This window comes from Rhizobium sp. AG855 (assembly GCF_003610655.1).
GTDB classification, from domain to species: domain Bacteria; phylum Pseudomonadota; class Alphaproteobacteria; order Rhizobiales; family Rhizobiaceae; genus Allorhizobium; species Allorhizobium wuzhouense.
Window position 1 is genome coordinate 1 of the sequence record NZ_RAQG01000007.1, and the last position, 14,407, is coordinate 14,407.

Genomic DNA, 14,407 nt, shown 5'->3' on the forward strand with positions numbered 1-14,407 from the left:
CTTGCCGCTTTCCTCGGCGTCGGTTGCCGACTGGCGGGCGATCTTCTCGGTCTGGGCGGCATTGTCGGCGTTCTGCTTGATGTTGGCGGCCATCTGCTCCATCGATGCGGAAGCCTCTTCGGCAGACGATGCCTGTTCGGTTGCGCCCTGCGACAGCTGTTCCGAACCCGAAGACAGCTGCTGACTGCCGGCGGAGACGTTCTCGGATGCGGTCAGGGCATCGCCGACGACGGCCCGGAGGCGCTCAACCATGGAGTTGACGTGACCGAGCAGCATGCCGATTTCGTCGCTGGTGCGGATATCCGCAAATTTGGTCAGGTCACCTTCCGACACACGCTGTACGGTCGTCACCGCCGTGCTGATGCCACGGCTGATGGAAATGATGATCCAGATTGCGGCAGCAAATGCGGCGACCGAAGCGACGGCGGCAACGCCGATCACGATGGAACGGATGTTCGTATATTCTTCCACCGCGTTCTTGCTCGCTTCCGCCAGACGTTCGCGCTCCAGCTGGAACACGTCGGCCAGGAGCGCGTCGATCTCGGAGGTCGTCGCACGGGCAGTCGTCGTCGAAATGCGCGATGCGGCGTCGAGGTTGCCGGCCAGGATGAAGCTGCGGATCTGATCATCCTGCTTGCGGAAGTCGGCGGTGAGGCCTTTCAGCTTGTTCCAGAGAACCATGCCCTGATCGGTGGCTTTGCCAAGGATGATGTTGAAGGTTTCATCGTATTCGGCGCGGGCCTTGTCGCTGCTGACGATGTATTTCTCGGTTTCGTCGGTCGAAGCCGATACCAGCATGTTCTTCTGCTGGCGAACCTGCTGCAGCTGGGCGATATTGAGATCCTGTGCCGCACTCAGGCGGGCGGCCGGACCGTTCAGGGTATCGGACCAATGGCTGTTCACATCGGCAATGCTCGACACGCTGTAGAAGGCAGTGCCGACCAGCATGGTGATGATGAAGCCAAAGGCCAGGAGAAGTTTGAGTTTGATGGTGAAGCGCATTGCCCCCTCGCTTTCTATCAAGCTGTCGCTGAAATGGTTGATCCGCGCTGCGAGGCGAAAATCGCCTGCAGGTTGGGAAGAATGATGAATTCGCCTTCCCTCTTGACGAGGGCATGGACGTAATCGGGGCGCCACCGCATCCCCACGATCGGTGGCGGCTCGCTGGCGGACGCCGGAAGGCGGGTCACTTCGTGAACCTTGTCCGTGCGTATGCCGATCAGGGAGAGTTCCCCGTCGAGATCGAGTTCCGTGACCACGATCCGGCTGTCGATCGTCACTTCGCCGGCTTCCATGCCGAAGGCGACGCGGATGTCGGCAAGCGGGATAACCTTGCCGCGGAAGTTGATGACGCTGCCGACGAAGGGCAGACTGCCGGGAACGCTGGTTTCAGGCAGGAGATCGAGGATTTCCTGGACGATCGTTGCCTCGATGGCGAAGGTCTCGCCGTTCAGCGTGAAGGTCAGAACCGAGAGATCGTCCGCGCCCATGAAGACCGCGCGATGGTCCGATTTTGCGTTTTGTTGGTTCATCCTGCAGCCCGCATTTGCGCCTCCTGTTGCTGTCCGGCCGCGATCAGGTGCGCGACGTCGAGGATCAGTGCGACATTCCCGTCTCCGAGGATCGTCGCGCCCGAGAAGGACGACACCTGATCGTGCAGTTTCGACATGGATTTGATGACCGTCTGGTGATCGCCGATGATCTGGTCGACGACGAGACCGACGCGCTCCCGGCCGGTCGAGATGACCACGACCTTCTGGTGGGGATCCGGCTGGCTACCGGTGCGGAACAGTTCGCGAAGACGCAGGAATGGCACGAGATTGTCCCGCAGCGAGATGAAGCTGCGCCCACGCGAACGGAGATCCTCTTCGACAGACAGTTCCAGGCACTCTTCCACTGCGGACAGCGGTATGACGTAATTGCCATTGCCCACCCGGATGAGCAGCCCGTCAATGATTGCGAGCGTGAGAGGAATGCGCAGGGCAATTTCCGAGCCTGAGCCTTCGTCGCTCTTCACGTCGATCGAGCCGCGCAGCGCTTCGATGGTCTTCTTGACGACATCCATTCCGACGCCGCGGCCGGACAGGTTGGTCACCTTTTCGGCGGTGGAGAAGCCGGGCTGGAAGATCTGCTGCAGGAGTTCCTGATCCGACAGGGCTTGTCCAGGCTGGATCAGACCATTGGCTTCCGCCTTCGCGCGAACCCGCGCCCGGTCGATGCCACGGCCGTCGTCCTTGATGGTGATAACCACCTCGCTGCCGGTCTGGTGGGCAGAGAGTGTCACCTGGCCGACGGCCGGCTTCCCTGCGGCAAGACGGTCCTGCGGCAATTCCAGCCCGTGGTCGATCGAATTGCGGACCAGGTGGACCAGAGGATCTCCCAGCCGGTCGATTACGGTCTTGTCGACTTCCGTGCTCTCGCCTGTGGTGACGAGTTCGATTTCCTTGCCGGTTTCGCGGGCAAGGTCGTGCACCAGTCGCCGGAACCGGCTGAAAAGGCTCGCGACGGGCATCATGCGCAGGACCATCATCGTGTCGCGCAGTTCACCGGCCAGGCGTTCGATTTCCTCCGAAACCGAACGCAAGCCGAGATCGACAACGGAGCCGGCCATCTGGCTCAATCGTGACTGCGCTATCACCAGCTCGCCGACGCGATCCATCATTTCGTCGAGGCGAAGCGCCGGGACGCGGACGTTGTCCGACTGCCTCTGGGACTTGGCGTCACCCGCCGGCGCGCGCTGATCCTCGCGGGCCACGGGCGTATCAACGGTCGATGCTGCTGTGGGTTGAGCGGCAACGGGTCCGGCGCTCGCCACTTCGCCCGCCGGGGTCACGTCCTTCAGGTCCATGACCATCTCGTCCATCACGAAGATGAAGACATCCTCGATATCCGAACGGGGTTTGTCGGTCACAATGGTTGCACTCCAGCCGAGATAGAGCTGAGTTGGCTCGATGGCCTCAAGCGATGGCAATGAGTCGGTGTTGACGCTCAGCGTGCATTCGCCGAGGTCTCGAAGCTCGTCGAGCAGACCCAGCGGATTGGTGCCATTGACCATGGAATCGGCCGGCAGGCGGAAATCGAGCTGCCAGGTGCGCAGCGACGGCTCCGATGTCGCTGCGGCCGGCTTGGCTGCAGCGGGATGGCCCGCGCTTGATGCTTCCCGGCCGACGGCCTTGTGCAACTGATCGAGCAATCTGGTGCTCATCGCATCGTGGTCGCCGTTGGGCTGGTCGAGCAGAGCCTGCATGTGGCCCTGTGCATCAAGGACGGCGGCAATCAGCTCGCTCGTTGCCGGCGCCTCGCCTTTGCGTACACGGTCGAAAGCCGTCTCACAGTGATGGGTGAAGGCCGCCAGCTGGTCGAAGCCGAACATGGAACCCGATCCCTTGAGCGTGTGCAGGCCACGGAACACGGCATCAATCTGCGCCTTGTCGTCGAGGTTGCGGGTCAGATCCAGGAGGCCGGCTTCGATGACCTCAAGCTGCTCGGCTGCTTCCGTGCGGAAAACCGCTATGGGATCGAGATTGTTCATCGGCCGAGGACCTTGCGCGCAATCTTGGTGAGGTTGTCTGCATCGAAGGGCTTGGTAAGCCAGCCCGTGGCGCCTGCGGCCTTTGCCTGCTGCTTGATGTCACCATCGGATTCCGTGGTGAGGAAGATCACCGGCGTACCCATATAGGCGGGCAGCTGACGCAGATTGCGGATCATGGTCAGACCATCCATGTTCGGCATGTTCAGGTCGGTCACGATCAGGTCGAAGCTGCCGGACTTCATCTTCTGCAGCCCGTCAGCGCCATCAACGGCTTCGGTTACGTTGTAGCCGGCATTGGTGAGTGCGATCCGGGTGGTCATTCGAATGCTTGCGGAATCGTCTACGGTGAGGATGTTTGCACTCATCTCTGGTCTCCATTCATGGTCACAAGGGAACCACCTTCGACCGCAGCGGACAGGCCTGCCCGTTCGAGCGTGGTTGAAAATCTGCCGCGCGCATCGGCGCGGATGCGAAGATCGATGCCGTCTTTCGCCGCTGTTGCCTTGGCCGAGAGCAGGAGCTGCGGCAGTGTGAGATCACAGTCGCAGTCTTCGGCGATCTCGATCTCCAGGGGGCGTCGGTCTGTCTTTGCGCTTTGGAAGGCGGCCAGCAAACGATCGCGGGTCTCCGCAGCCGTCTTTATGGTCAGTGCGCCTTCGAGGCGGAGCGTCGTCAAATCCTCGGTCATGCTGCTGTTTCCAATGTGTTGGTCTTTGCGTAGAGCGGGCGGATGAGGTGCCATTTGCGATCGAAAGCGGCGACGCAGGCGGGGTCGAAATGCGCACCACTGCATTTCAGGATCTCGCGGTGGGCTTCGTCCACCGGCCATGCCTTCTTGTAAGGACGCTCCGAGCACAGGGCGTCGAAGACATCGGCAATCGCCACGATGCGGCCTTCAAGGGGAATTGCATCACCGGAGAGCCTCTTCGGATAGCCGGTGCCATCCCACTTCTCGTGGTGACTGCCCGCGATAGTCGAGGCAATGCGAATGATGGCGGATTCGCTGCCCTCAAGGATCTCCGCACCCAAGGTGGCATGTGCACGCATCTGGTCCATTTCCCCTGCATCAAGCGGACCTGCTTTGAGCAGGATCGCGTCGGATACGCCGATCTTGCCGACGTCATGCAGAGGGCTTGCCAGGTAGATTTTTTCGCAGGTAGCGCTGTCAATGCCGAGTTCTTCGGCAATCATCCGGGCAATGACTGCCACACGTTCAAGATGAAGTGCTGTTTCTCCGTCGCGGCAGGCCATGGCTTTCGACAGGCGCCAGATGATTTCCTTTTCCTGCGCAGCAATCCTCGTTTGCGCAGCAGCCACGTCCCTCTCCAGAGCCTCAGCGTGATTGGCGAGCGCCTGTTGCGCCAATCGCAAGGCGAGAAGATTGCGGACGCGGATGCCGAACTCCGCCTGGTCAATCGGCTTGGTGAGAAATTCGGTTGCGCCGGCCTCAATCGCGGCGAGCTTGATCGCCGGATCTGTCTCGGATGTCAGCATGATGACCGGAACCTCTTTGGCCCGCGGCAACTGCCGAAATTTCGAAATCAGTTCGATGCCATTCATGCCCGGCATGTTGTAGTCAACCAGGACAAGGTCTGCCTGCTGGGTTTGCAGGACAGAGAGTGCATCCTTCGGGTCGAGGAACGGCAGTATATCGCAGGATTCAATCGCTCTGATCGCGCGCTGAATGAAAGATAAAATGGATGGACTATCGTCGATTGCGAAAATAAGCATAGTTGTTCCTCGGCCGAGCAGAAGTCTCTGCGTGGCGGGGCAGTTTTATATTGGGGATTTTGTGAGGTCCGCTTCATGCGGTGACGTTTGGCCTTCCATTGGGAGGCCCGTGCATGAGACAAGATTGGCGCTTGCGTGTTAACGCAGACTTAAGCGTGTATTCATTTCATCGGGGCACGCAATATTATGCGTTTTTCGGATACTGTTGCGTATTCGTGATGTCGGCGGCGGGCTTATTCGCCACCGCGACGCTCTCTGCGCGTGTCCGAGGGTGATTCGCCGTACAAGGCGCGGTATCGGGCGGCGAAGTATCCCATGTGACGAAAACCCCAGCGGGAGGCAATTCCTTCAATCGTTTCGTCACCGGAGCCGTTCAGCAGCTCATCGTGCACACGGCTCAGGCGTGTCTGCAGGATGTAGGCATTCGGGGTGGTGGACAGATGATGCCGGAACGAATTCTGCAGGGTTCGGATGCTGGCACCCGATCTCCGGGCGAGCTGTTCAACCGAAACCTCCTGATCCGCATGGCGATCCAGCCAGTCGATCGCGCGTTCGAGATGACGTGGCAGGGCCGACCCCTCATCCGCCTTGGCATCGGATTTGGGCCAGAGACTGACGAACATCATGATCAGAGCATCATGGATCAGCGCCGAGGCGGCATGATCCTGCGAAGACGCTTCCGCTGGATCGAACCCCTGGAGCAGGTGACTGGCAATCCGTTGAATGATCTCAATACCGGGCGTGTCAGGACCGATGTGAGATTGGAATGCACCGAGCCCTCGTCCCAGGCTGCCATACCCCCGGTGCAGGTGGGGCGCTACCTGTTCGAAGGGGACGAGGAAGGCAAGCTTGCTGGATCCAGGGCGGGCAACGATCTCAACACGGCGCGTATCCTTGAGCAGAACTGCTGTACCGGCACCCGCTTCGATCTCCTCTTCCGAGGCGGTGAACTTGAAGGTGCCGGTTTCGACGAAATGAATTTCGATCTGGTGTTGCAGCGAACAGCCATACCGCGTGCGGTATCCGGATTGCGTGCTCATGTGCCAGAGCGTCATGTCCTGGATTGAGGTGATGTCGCCATTGATGTCGAACAAGCCGGTATCGTGGAATCGCAGGATCTCAGCCGGACGAAAAACCGCTTCGGTTATCGTTTGCGTCTCGAAAGCGTCCTCTGAATGAATTCTGTGCTTCTTCAAAAGTGACATGGAACCGGGATTTTTTGAAAAATCGTGTTAAGATCAGGCATCTTTTTGGACGCCTATTCTAATCCGGCGGGAATCGTCGAGCCACTGCTCGCCTTGGCGGTTGCCACGAATCGGCAGAAGTGCACTATGTGCCCGGCGAAATTGGCCAGGTCTCAGATCAGTCTTACACGAGCGGAAAAATGCGTCCCGGCATTGCCTTCAATGCTGAAGCTACCGTCCAATTGCCGAATGGAGCCCTCGATCAGGCGCGTGCCGGTTCCTTTTGACTGATGCGCTGGGTCGAAGCCACGGCCGTTGTCGATCACTTCGAGCCTGCAGAAGCCATCCTCCCCCGGCCCCCGCAATATCACTGTTACCACGCCTTCATCGCCATCCGTGAAAGCGTATTTCATGCAGTTGGTGACGAGTTCGTTGATCAGGAGAGCGAGCGATGTGGCCCGATCATTGGAAACGGCGGTGGTCGTAAGGTCGAACTTTACCTGCACATCCGCGCCGTAGGCGGCAACGACGTTCTGCGCAACAGTCTGCACGAGTTCAGCGGCATCCACCTCGCTGAACGAGTCCCGCTGATAGATCTGTTCGTGGACCGCCACCATGGCCTTGATCCGGTTGCTCAAGGCCTCCGACTTCTCATTGCCCTTCATATGCAGACGGATCAGCGACATCACCGACTGGAGGTTGTTCTTGACCCGATGATGGACTTCCCGAAGCAGGAATTCGTTGTTTTCCAGGGCGACCTGCAGGGCCGCAGACTGGTGATCCTGGATCCGTAGCAATTGCCGTGTTCGCCAGGTTGCGGCGAGAGAACCGAGACAGGCGAGAACGGTGACCGTGGCCAAGACCGCCATGTCACGCCAGAACGGTTGCATCAGCAGTCCATAGTCCGCTGCGGCAACGGCGATGAAGGGGGTGCCTAAAACCTTGCGATAGCCAACCAAGCGGCGAACACCATCCACGGGCGAAGCCTCGGACAAGTAGGTGCCCTGATCGGCCTCTTCCAGATATTGGGTGAAGAGGGGATGCTCGCTCATGTCGAGCCCCTGGTCCGGCTCCGGATAGCGCGCGACCAACTGGCCGTCGTTTCGAATGAAGCTCACCGTAAAGCTTCCGCCGAGATCCACCGATTCCCAGATCGGTTTCATGATGTCACCAGACAGGGATACGGTGACGGCCCCGGCGAAGGCGCCGTCCCTTTCCAGGCGGCGACTGAAGACAAAGATCCGGTCGTTGTTCAACCGGCTGATCAGGAGAGCTGAGACATATTCCGACCGCCCCTCCTTGAGCGCGACGAAGTAATCCCGGTCGGTGATGTCAATCGGTTTTACCCCAGGGTCCGTCGAGTAGAGCGTCCGGCCGTGTTCGTCGACGACGTAAGCCTTGACTGATCCAGGCAGGCCCTCCACCGCATCCGCGATGTCTCGTACGGTGCCGCCGTAGCCGGGATCACGCGGCGCCCGCACGGTGTCGGCGATACGCCTTGTCGCTTGCACGCCAAGTTCGTAAACCCATGTCGCATGGGTCGCGACAATCTGCGTCGATGTCACGACCCTGTCTTGTGCCGTTCGCACCGTGTTTCTGTAGGATTGCGAGCCCCAGGTCACGGCAAGTGCGACGAAACCGATCCAGGCAATGAGACCGGCCCTTGCCGCGAATTTCTGCGCCGAACCGGATGACTGCCGCTCCATCTACACTCCTCAATCCCGATCAAAGTCGTGCATATGTGCGTATACCCGTCGCAAGTATCGCGTGCGCCCATGTCACACTTAGTCCACCGCGCAGGTGCCATCAAGTTCCATGCGCGTCTTGTCATATGCCACCGGGCGCTATGGCGCATTCAACATTGTGGAAATGGTCGCATGTTCGGCATAACTCTGGCACTTCGCGGCGTGTCTCGGTAGATCCATCGCGGGACAAAGAAGGAGAGTGTCGAGATGAGCGACATCGACAGGATGCGAGCGCAGGCGCTGATGCGGGACGCCGACATCGACGCTCTGGTGCTCTTTCAGCCTGAGGCTTTCCGCTTCGCGATCGGTGCGCCCGCCGGAGTTGCCACGATGTGGGGGCGAGCGGGCGCGGCCGCAGCCCTCGTGCCTCGCGATGCAGGATCGCCGCTTGCCGCTGTCGCCAGCGACCATGCCGCATCTTCAATCCGAGCGAAGGCACCGGGGCTCGACCTGCGCACCCACCGGATCTGGATCGATACGGTCGACCTCGGCGGCGCTACGAAGGTCGGCGAGATTGACGGCTTTTATCGACGCGCTTCAATCGGTGGCGCGCGGCCGGAGACGTTTGACCGGACCCGGTGCTTCGATCTGCTCGGCGACCTCTTGACGGAGCGGGGCCTTGGGGGAGGACGGATCGGCGTCGATCTGGAGTTCATGCCCGCCGTAGACTACGAGGCGCTGCGCCAGGCGCTGCCCGAGATCACCTGGATCGACGGCTCTGCCGTGCTGCGTCGCCTGCGGGCGGTCAAGACTGAGGGAGAGATTGGACGGTTGCGGCAGGCGGCAAAGGCTGCTGAAGGTGGGTTGGTTCGCATGGCTGCGACCATCCGGCCCGGTGTCGCGCTCGGCGAACTTTCGGCGGCCTGGAAGGCGGGTGCCCAGGAGACGGCCAAAGCCGCTGGCTTCGCCCTCAGCGGACATTGGGATTTCATCTCTGTTGGAACGGATCTCTCGGATATGACCGCCGTCGTGACGCCGGGCGCGCTGATCAAGGCCGATGTCGGCGCGTTGGTCGACGGTTATTCTTCGGACGGCGCGCGCACGTTCACCTTCGGTCCTGCGTCATCCCTTGCACAGGACGTGTTCAAGGCATTGGAAACGGCCTTTGCCGCCGGGCTCGAACAAGTCCGGCCCGGCAACACCTTCGGTGCCGTTCACCGGGCCATGTTGTCTTCCATGCGCCGTGATGGGTTTGGCGAATATTTTCGCGGCCATTTCGGTCACTCGGTCGGCGGTAGTGTCGGGATCGAGGAATGGCCATTCTTTTCCGCTGACAATCCGGAGGTTCTCGAAGCCGGTATGGTCGTGGCGCTTGAGGCTCCGTTTTACGGGCAGAATTTCGGAGCCCTGATGATCGAGGACCAGTTTTTGGTCACGCCATCGGGGATCGAGTGCATGAATGCGCTGCCACGTGGATTGCGGGATGTTTCCTCAATGTGAGCGTCCATAGATCGCGTACGTCTGTGTCTTCCCCTTAAGTCGGGTCTCATAGGATTGCCGGACAACTTGTCCAGAGCTGGAATTGTGCGTACTCCAGTGTCTTGTGAAGCAATGCGGGAAGACAGGGCGTGACAACCAGTATTCGGACGATAGCCAAGGTTGCCGAGACCTCGGTCTCCTCGGTCTCGCGTGTTCTCAACAACAGCGGCTATGTCTCCCCAGAAGTCCGGCAGCGCGTCGAGGCTGCGATCAAGGACCTCAATTATGCGCCGAGCAAGGGCGCGCGCATGCTGCGGGGCGAGGCAAGCCGGATGATCGGCCTGATGCTGCCATCCATCGACGTGCCGTTCTTCGGCATTCTCGCCAGCACCATAGAACGCGAGCTGTTCGAACGTGGCTATCAGACACTGATCTGCAGTTCCGCCGAGAACGAGGATCACGAGGCGCGTTACGTCGCGATGCTTCGCGCGCAACGCGTTGAGGGCGTGATCGTTGCCAGCGCCTATGGCGGCACGGCGCATTTGCAGCCGCTGGTCGATTCTGGTATCCCGATCATCGCGATCGACCGCGAATTGGTGGGCATTTCCGATGACGTCTTCATGGCGGATCATGCCGAGGGCGGGCGTATCATGGCCCGACATCTGGTCGATCTCGGTCACCGGCAGATTGCCGTGGTCGGGGCGCCGGGACATAGCCAGCCGATCCAGCTTCGCCTCGGCGGCATTCGAGAGGTCCTTGAGGAACGCGGCTACCCCCCGGCTTTTGAAGCGATTGGCGAGGATCACAGTTTTGCCGCGACCTATGCTTTGGCCAAGGGTGTGCTGGAGCGTCGCCCGGACGTGACCGCGATCATCGGCACCACCGATATTGCGGCTGTCGCAGCGATCCATGCCGCACGCGATCTCGGGCGCTCGGTGCCGGCGGACTGTTCGGTGATCGGCTTCGATGATCTGCCGGAGGCGAGCTATGTTCTGCCGCGCCTGACCACCGTCGCCCAGCCCATCCGCGAGGTCGCCCTTGAGGCGACGCGCAGGCTGGAGGAGCGGCTTGTCGATCGGCAGCAGGGATCTGACCGACGACCGGTCACGCGCGTCCGGCTGCCGGTTCGCCTGATCGAACGGGAATCTACCGGACCCGTTCCGGAAAGCTGTCAGGGATAGGTTCTCAGACGGCCTCGACACCAATCGTGTATTTTGTCGTGAACGGCGTTCCTGCCTGGAAGGGGTAGCTGGTTTCCACACCTGCCTGGTTCAGCGGATTGGGACATGTGGATATGCGCACGCCGAGATCGAAGGCTGCACGGACGGGTTCGATCCCAATTGCGAGATGGCGGCCGTTCCATGGCCGATACGCGCGGCCACGATTGGATATCCACAGCATCAGGCTCGGGAAGACCTTCGGATCCCACTGGAGCGTTGCCCGATAGCGCTCTGCCTTGTTGGTCAATACGACACGACCGCAGACACCTGTCAGCAGCAGCAGCGTTTCCGATTGACCGCCGAGCGGCAAGCGGGCCAGCGACAATGGCCTTTCTTGTCTGCTCCACAGCCTGTCGAGGGTTTCAAAATGGCGGTTGGGCTCGACCATGGACAGCGGCACATCCTCGTCCAGTGGATGGGACCATACCGTCCCGTGCGGGCCGACATCGACGAGGGCGTCACCTTCGCCTTCCGGCAGGCGGAAGACAGGATGGAGGCCGATCGGCAGGTGGCAATCCCTGCGAGGTGTTACAGTCAGGCTGCAGGTGAGCTCCGTCCGTCCGGCGACGCCGTCCACGTGGCGTTCCAGCGCCTCGATCGGATGATCGTCGGGATAACGGATCGTGCCACTCAGCCGGTTTCCGGTTGAAGCCTGCAGATCCCAGTGATGGTTTGCGCCATAGCCGTGCGGATGACCTTCCGAAGGGAGACGGTGATTGCCTATCCGGGCGACCTTGGCATGCCAGGGAAAGGGTAGGCGTCTGGCTGGCGGAGCGCCGAAGGGAATGCAGGGCCAGTCGCCGCGCAGCTGGCGCAGGACGCCCGGCTGATCGCGCATGTCCTCGTCTTCCCATGGCGCGACATGCAGGGGAGAGACGGAGCGGCCGTCCTCCAGATCGAAACGGACCGGGGCCAGCATGCCACCAAGGCTTTGCAGTGTGGCTTCGCCGCGATCCCAGCGCATCGAGATGCGCTCGATGTGTTCCTCTTCAGCCATGGCTTGCCTTCGGGCGATCGATGATGAGGTTGATGAAGACGGCGCCGAGGATCAGGACCCCGCGCACGACCTGCTGCGCATAGGGGTTGAAGCCCCAGAGCGTCATGGCGTTGAGCAGGACGCCGAGAAAGAGGACGCCGACAAAGGCGCCCCAGATCGAGCCCTTGCCGCCGAAGAGACTGACGCCGCCGATGATGACGGCCGAGATCACCTCAAGCTCCATGCCCTTGGCGATGGTCGGATTGCCCGAGTTCAGAAGCGAGGAATAGACGATGCCGCCGACCACGGCGAACAGGCTGGTGATGACGAGGCACCAGGTTCGGGTGCGGTTTACGTGCAGACCGGACAGTCTGGCCGCCTCGGCATTGCCGCCGATCGCATAGACCGATCGGCCGAAGCTCGTGTAGTTGGCCAGCACATGGGTGACGATAAAGGCGAGGAGCAGCAGGTAGACGGGGAAGGGAATGTGGAAGATGCGGCCGCTGCCGATGAAATAGTACCAGGAGGGGAAGGATTCGATCGGCGTGCCATCGGTGATGAGGTTGGCGAGACCGGCAAGCGTTGCCATCATCGCAAGCGACGAGATGAAGGTCGGCACCATGAAGCGGTTGCGCAGCCAGCCGTTGAAGATGCCGATCGAGGCGCCGAAGGCGAGCGTGAGAATTCCAGCCGCGACCACATGCCAGATATCAGGCTCGAAGGCGCCGCCGGATATCAGGCGGACCAGCCAGGCGAGCACGCAAGCCGAAGCTGCGACCATCGACCCGACAGAGAGGTCTATCTCGCCGACGATGATCAGGAGCGTCATGCCGAAGGCGATCATGCCGGGCACTGCGATGGTGCGCAGGATGTTGAGCTGGTTGTCGATGCTCATGAAGCCGCGCGCGGTGAAAGCGACGAGGATGTAGAGGGCGATCAGGATGATCAGCATCGAATTGCGTCGTGCGAAGGTCGCGAAAGTGGTGCCCGAGCGGGTCATCGGCCTCTCCGAAATCATGGGTTTGTCTGTCGCGCCATGCAGGCGGCATAAAGGGTCTTGGGATCGAGGCCGTCATTGACGAATTCTTGCGCGATGCGGCCGTCGCGCAGGATCAGGATGCGATCGCAGCATTCGACGAGGTCTTCCAGTTCGGTGGAGACGACGATGCTTGACAGGCCTTCGAGGGCTTTTGACCAGATGATCTGATAGATCTGCTGCTTGGCCTGGACATCGACGCCACGGCCGGGCTCGTCAAAGAGCAGGATGCGCGGGGCGTTGTTGAGCCAGTTGCCGACGACAACCTTCTGCTGGTTGCCGCCGGAAAGGCTGGAGACGGGAAGCATCGGGCTGCCGATCTTGATGGACAGATCCCGGATCTGGCGCTCGACGGCTGGCCGTTCCCGTTCCTCGGTGACGAAGCCGCGATGGCTGAAACGCTGCATGGCGGCAAGGCAGAGATTGGCATGGATCGAGAGGATCTGGACCAGCCCGCTCTCCTTGCGGTCCTCCGAGGTGTAGCCGATGCCGAGGCGCTTCATGGTCGGGATCGAGACGTTTTCGACATGCTTGCCGTCCACCTGAATCTCGCCGCCGTTGATCGGCCCGGCACCGTAGATAGCACGCAGCAATTCGGTACGGCCGGAACCTAGCATGCCGGCGATCCCTAAGACTTCGCCCCGATGTAGATCGAAGCTCACGCCTTGGACCATCGGCTCGATCCTGAGGTCGCGGACGCTGAGGATCGGCTCTTCTGCGGCGATCGGACGAGGGGGGCGTGTCACCGGGGTGATGTCGCCGAACATCATTTCGAGGATGACGGCAGGCGTTGCCTCAGCCATCGGGCAGGATCCAGTGAAGTTGCCGTCCCTGAGCGCCGTCACGGTGTCGGCGATTTCGCCAAGTTCGGCGAGGCGATGGGAGATGTAGATGATCGTTACGCCCCGGTCGCGCAGGCGGCGAACAAGGCTGAAGAGTTGTTGCACTTCCGCCTGGGCGAGCGCCGAGGTCGGTTCGTCCAGCTGCAGGACGGTTGGATTGAGCGACATCGCCTTGACGATTTCGACGAGTTGCTGGCGGCCGATCGAGAGGCTCGATACCGGTTGGGCCGGGTCTATGTCGCCAGCCCCCATTTCATCGAGGAGTGCCTTTGCCTGCCGGAGCAGGCCGGGCCAGTCGATGAAGGGGGTGTTCGCATGGCGGGGCAGGCGGCCGAGATAGATGTTCTCGGCGACTGAGAGATGCGGGACGAGGCTGAGCTCCTGATACACCGTGACGATCCCCGCCTTCAGCGCATCCGAGGGGTGGGCGAAGCTGCAGGGGTGGCCGTCAACGAGGATCTCGCCCGAGGTCGGCTGGACGGCGCCGGCGAGCATTTTGATGAAGGTGCTCTTCCCCGAGCCGTTCTTGCCGAGCAGCGCATGGACCTGGCCCTTCGCGAAAGAATGGCTGAAGTTGTTCAGTGCCTTGACGGTCCCGTAGTGTTTCGTCAGGTGCCGCAGTTCGAGCGCGTTTGCCATCGTTGCTCCGTGCATTCCAGCGTGCAATCGGGAAATGGGGGTGCAGAGCCCGGTCGTGCTCTGCACCCGTTCCAGCGGGATGG

13 protein-coding genes are annotated in these 14,407 nt (G+C 61.0%); 2 read left to right on the top strand and 11 right to left on the bottom strand.

Annotated features, from left to right (window positions below):
- From DFO46_RS22205 to DFO46_RS22240, 8 genes are all read right to left on the bottom strand, one after another.
- Positions 1 to 1,002: methyl-accepting chemotaxis protein (locus DFO46_RS22205; protein ID WP_147412788.1), on the bottom strand; the 1,002-nt coding region annotated here is incomplete at its 3' end.
- Between the two features lie 17 nt (positions 1,003 to 1,019).
- Positions 1,020 to 1,532, bottom strand: a complete 513-nt coding sequence (locus DFO46_RS22210; RefSeq protein WP_110793603.1) for a chemotaxis protein CheW — start codon at positions 1,530 to 1,532, stop codon at positions 1,020 to 1,022.
- A complete protein-coding gene (locus tag DFO46_RS22215; RefSeq protein ID WP_120279134.1) occupies positions 1,529 to 3,532 on the bottom strand; it encodes a chemotaxis protein CheA in 2,004 nt (667 codons plus the stop codon). Before DFO46_RS22215 ends, DFO46_RS22210 begins: the two co-directional genes overlap by 4 nt.
- Positions 3,529 to 3,897 carry a response regulator gene (locus DFO46_RS22220; protein ID WP_110793605.1) on the bottom strand — a complete coding sequence of 123 codons (369 nt, stop codon included), beginning with the start codon at positions 3,895 to 3,897 and terminating at the stop codon, positions 3,529 to 3,531. Before DFO46_RS22220 ends, DFO46_RS22215 begins: the two co-directional genes overlap by 4 nt.
- Positions 3,894 to 4,220 carry an STAS domain-containing protein gene (locus DFO46_RS22225; RefSeq protein WP_165826390.1) on the bottom strand — a complete coding sequence of 109 codons (327 nt, stop codon included), beginning with the start codon at positions 4,218 to 4,220 and terminating at the stop codon, positions 3,894 to 3,896. The genes DFO46_RS22220 and DFO46_RS22225 overlap by 4 nt, the downstream gene beginning before the upstream one ends.
- On the bottom strand, positions 4,217 to 5,263 hold the full coding sequence (locus DFO46_RS22230) for an HD domain-containing phosphohydrolase (protein WP_120279136.1): 1,047 nt from the start codon (positions 5,261 to 5,263) through the stop codon (positions 4,217 to 4,219). Before DFO46_RS22230 ends, DFO46_RS22225 begins: the two co-directional genes overlap by 4 nt.
- Positions 5,264 to 5,496: 233 nt before the next feature.
- Positions 5,497 to 6,468 (bottom strand): AraC family transcriptional regulator, encoded by a 972-nt coding sequence (locus DFO46_RS22235; protein ID WP_120279137.1) that lies wholly within the window; start codon positions 6,466 to 6,468, stop codon positions 5,497 to 5,499.
- 152 nt (positions 6,469 to 6,620) lie between these two features.
- Positions 6,621 to 8,153, bottom strand: coding sequence for a histidine kinase dimerization/phosphoacceptor domain -containing protein (locus tag DFO46_RS22240; protein WP_120279138.1), 1,533 nt, complete (start codon positions 8,151 to 8,153; stop codon positions 6,621 to 6,623).
- Between the two features lie 246 nt (positions 8,154 to 8,399).
- Between DFO46_RS22240 and DFO46_RS22245 the strand changes: the two genes are divergently transcribed.
- The gene (locus DFO46_RS22245) at positions 8,400 to 9,632 is read left to right on the top strand and encodes a Xaa-Pro peptidase family protein (protein WP_120279139.1); all 1,233 of its coding nucleotides are present in this window, start codon (positions 8,400 to 8,402) and stop codon (positions 9,630 to 9,632) included.
- Between the two features lie 128 nt (positions 9,633 to 9,760).
- Positions 9,761 to 10,792, top strand: coding sequence for a LacI family DNA-binding transcriptional regulator (locus DFO46_RS22250; protein ID WP_120279140.1), 1,032 nt, complete (start codon positions 9,761 to 9,763; stop codon positions 10,790 to 10,792).
- A gap of 4 nt (positions 10,793 to 10,796) precedes the next feature.
- On the opposite strand, the gene DFO46_RS22255 is transcribed toward DFO46_RS22250, so the two are convergent.
- The 3 genes from DFO46_RS22255 to DFO46_RS22265 are packed head-to-tail and all read right to left on the bottom strand — an operon-like array spanning position 10,797 to position 14,324.
- Complete coding sequence (locus DFO46_RS22255; protein ID WP_120279141.1) at positions 10,797 to 11,828, bottom strand: hypothetical protein; 1,032 nt, start codon at positions 11,826 to 11,828, stop codon at positions 10,797 to 10,799.
- Complete coding sequence (locus tag DFO46_RS22260; RefSeq protein WP_183041997.1) at positions 11,821 to 12,807, bottom strand: ABC transporter permease; 987 nt, start codon at positions 12,805 to 12,807, stop codon at positions 11,821 to 11,823. The genes DFO46_RS22255 and DFO46_RS22260 overlap by 8 nt, the downstream gene beginning before the upstream one ends.
- Positions 12,808 to 12,821: 14 nt before the next feature.
- Positions 12,822 to 14,324 (bottom strand): sugar ABC transporter ATP-binding protein, encoded by a 1,503-nt coding sequence (locus DFO46_RS22265; RefSeq protein ID WP_120279143.1) that lies wholly within the window; start codon positions 14,322 to 14,324, stop codon positions 12,822 to 12,824.
- Positions 14,325 to 14,407 lie beyond the last annotated feature (83 nt).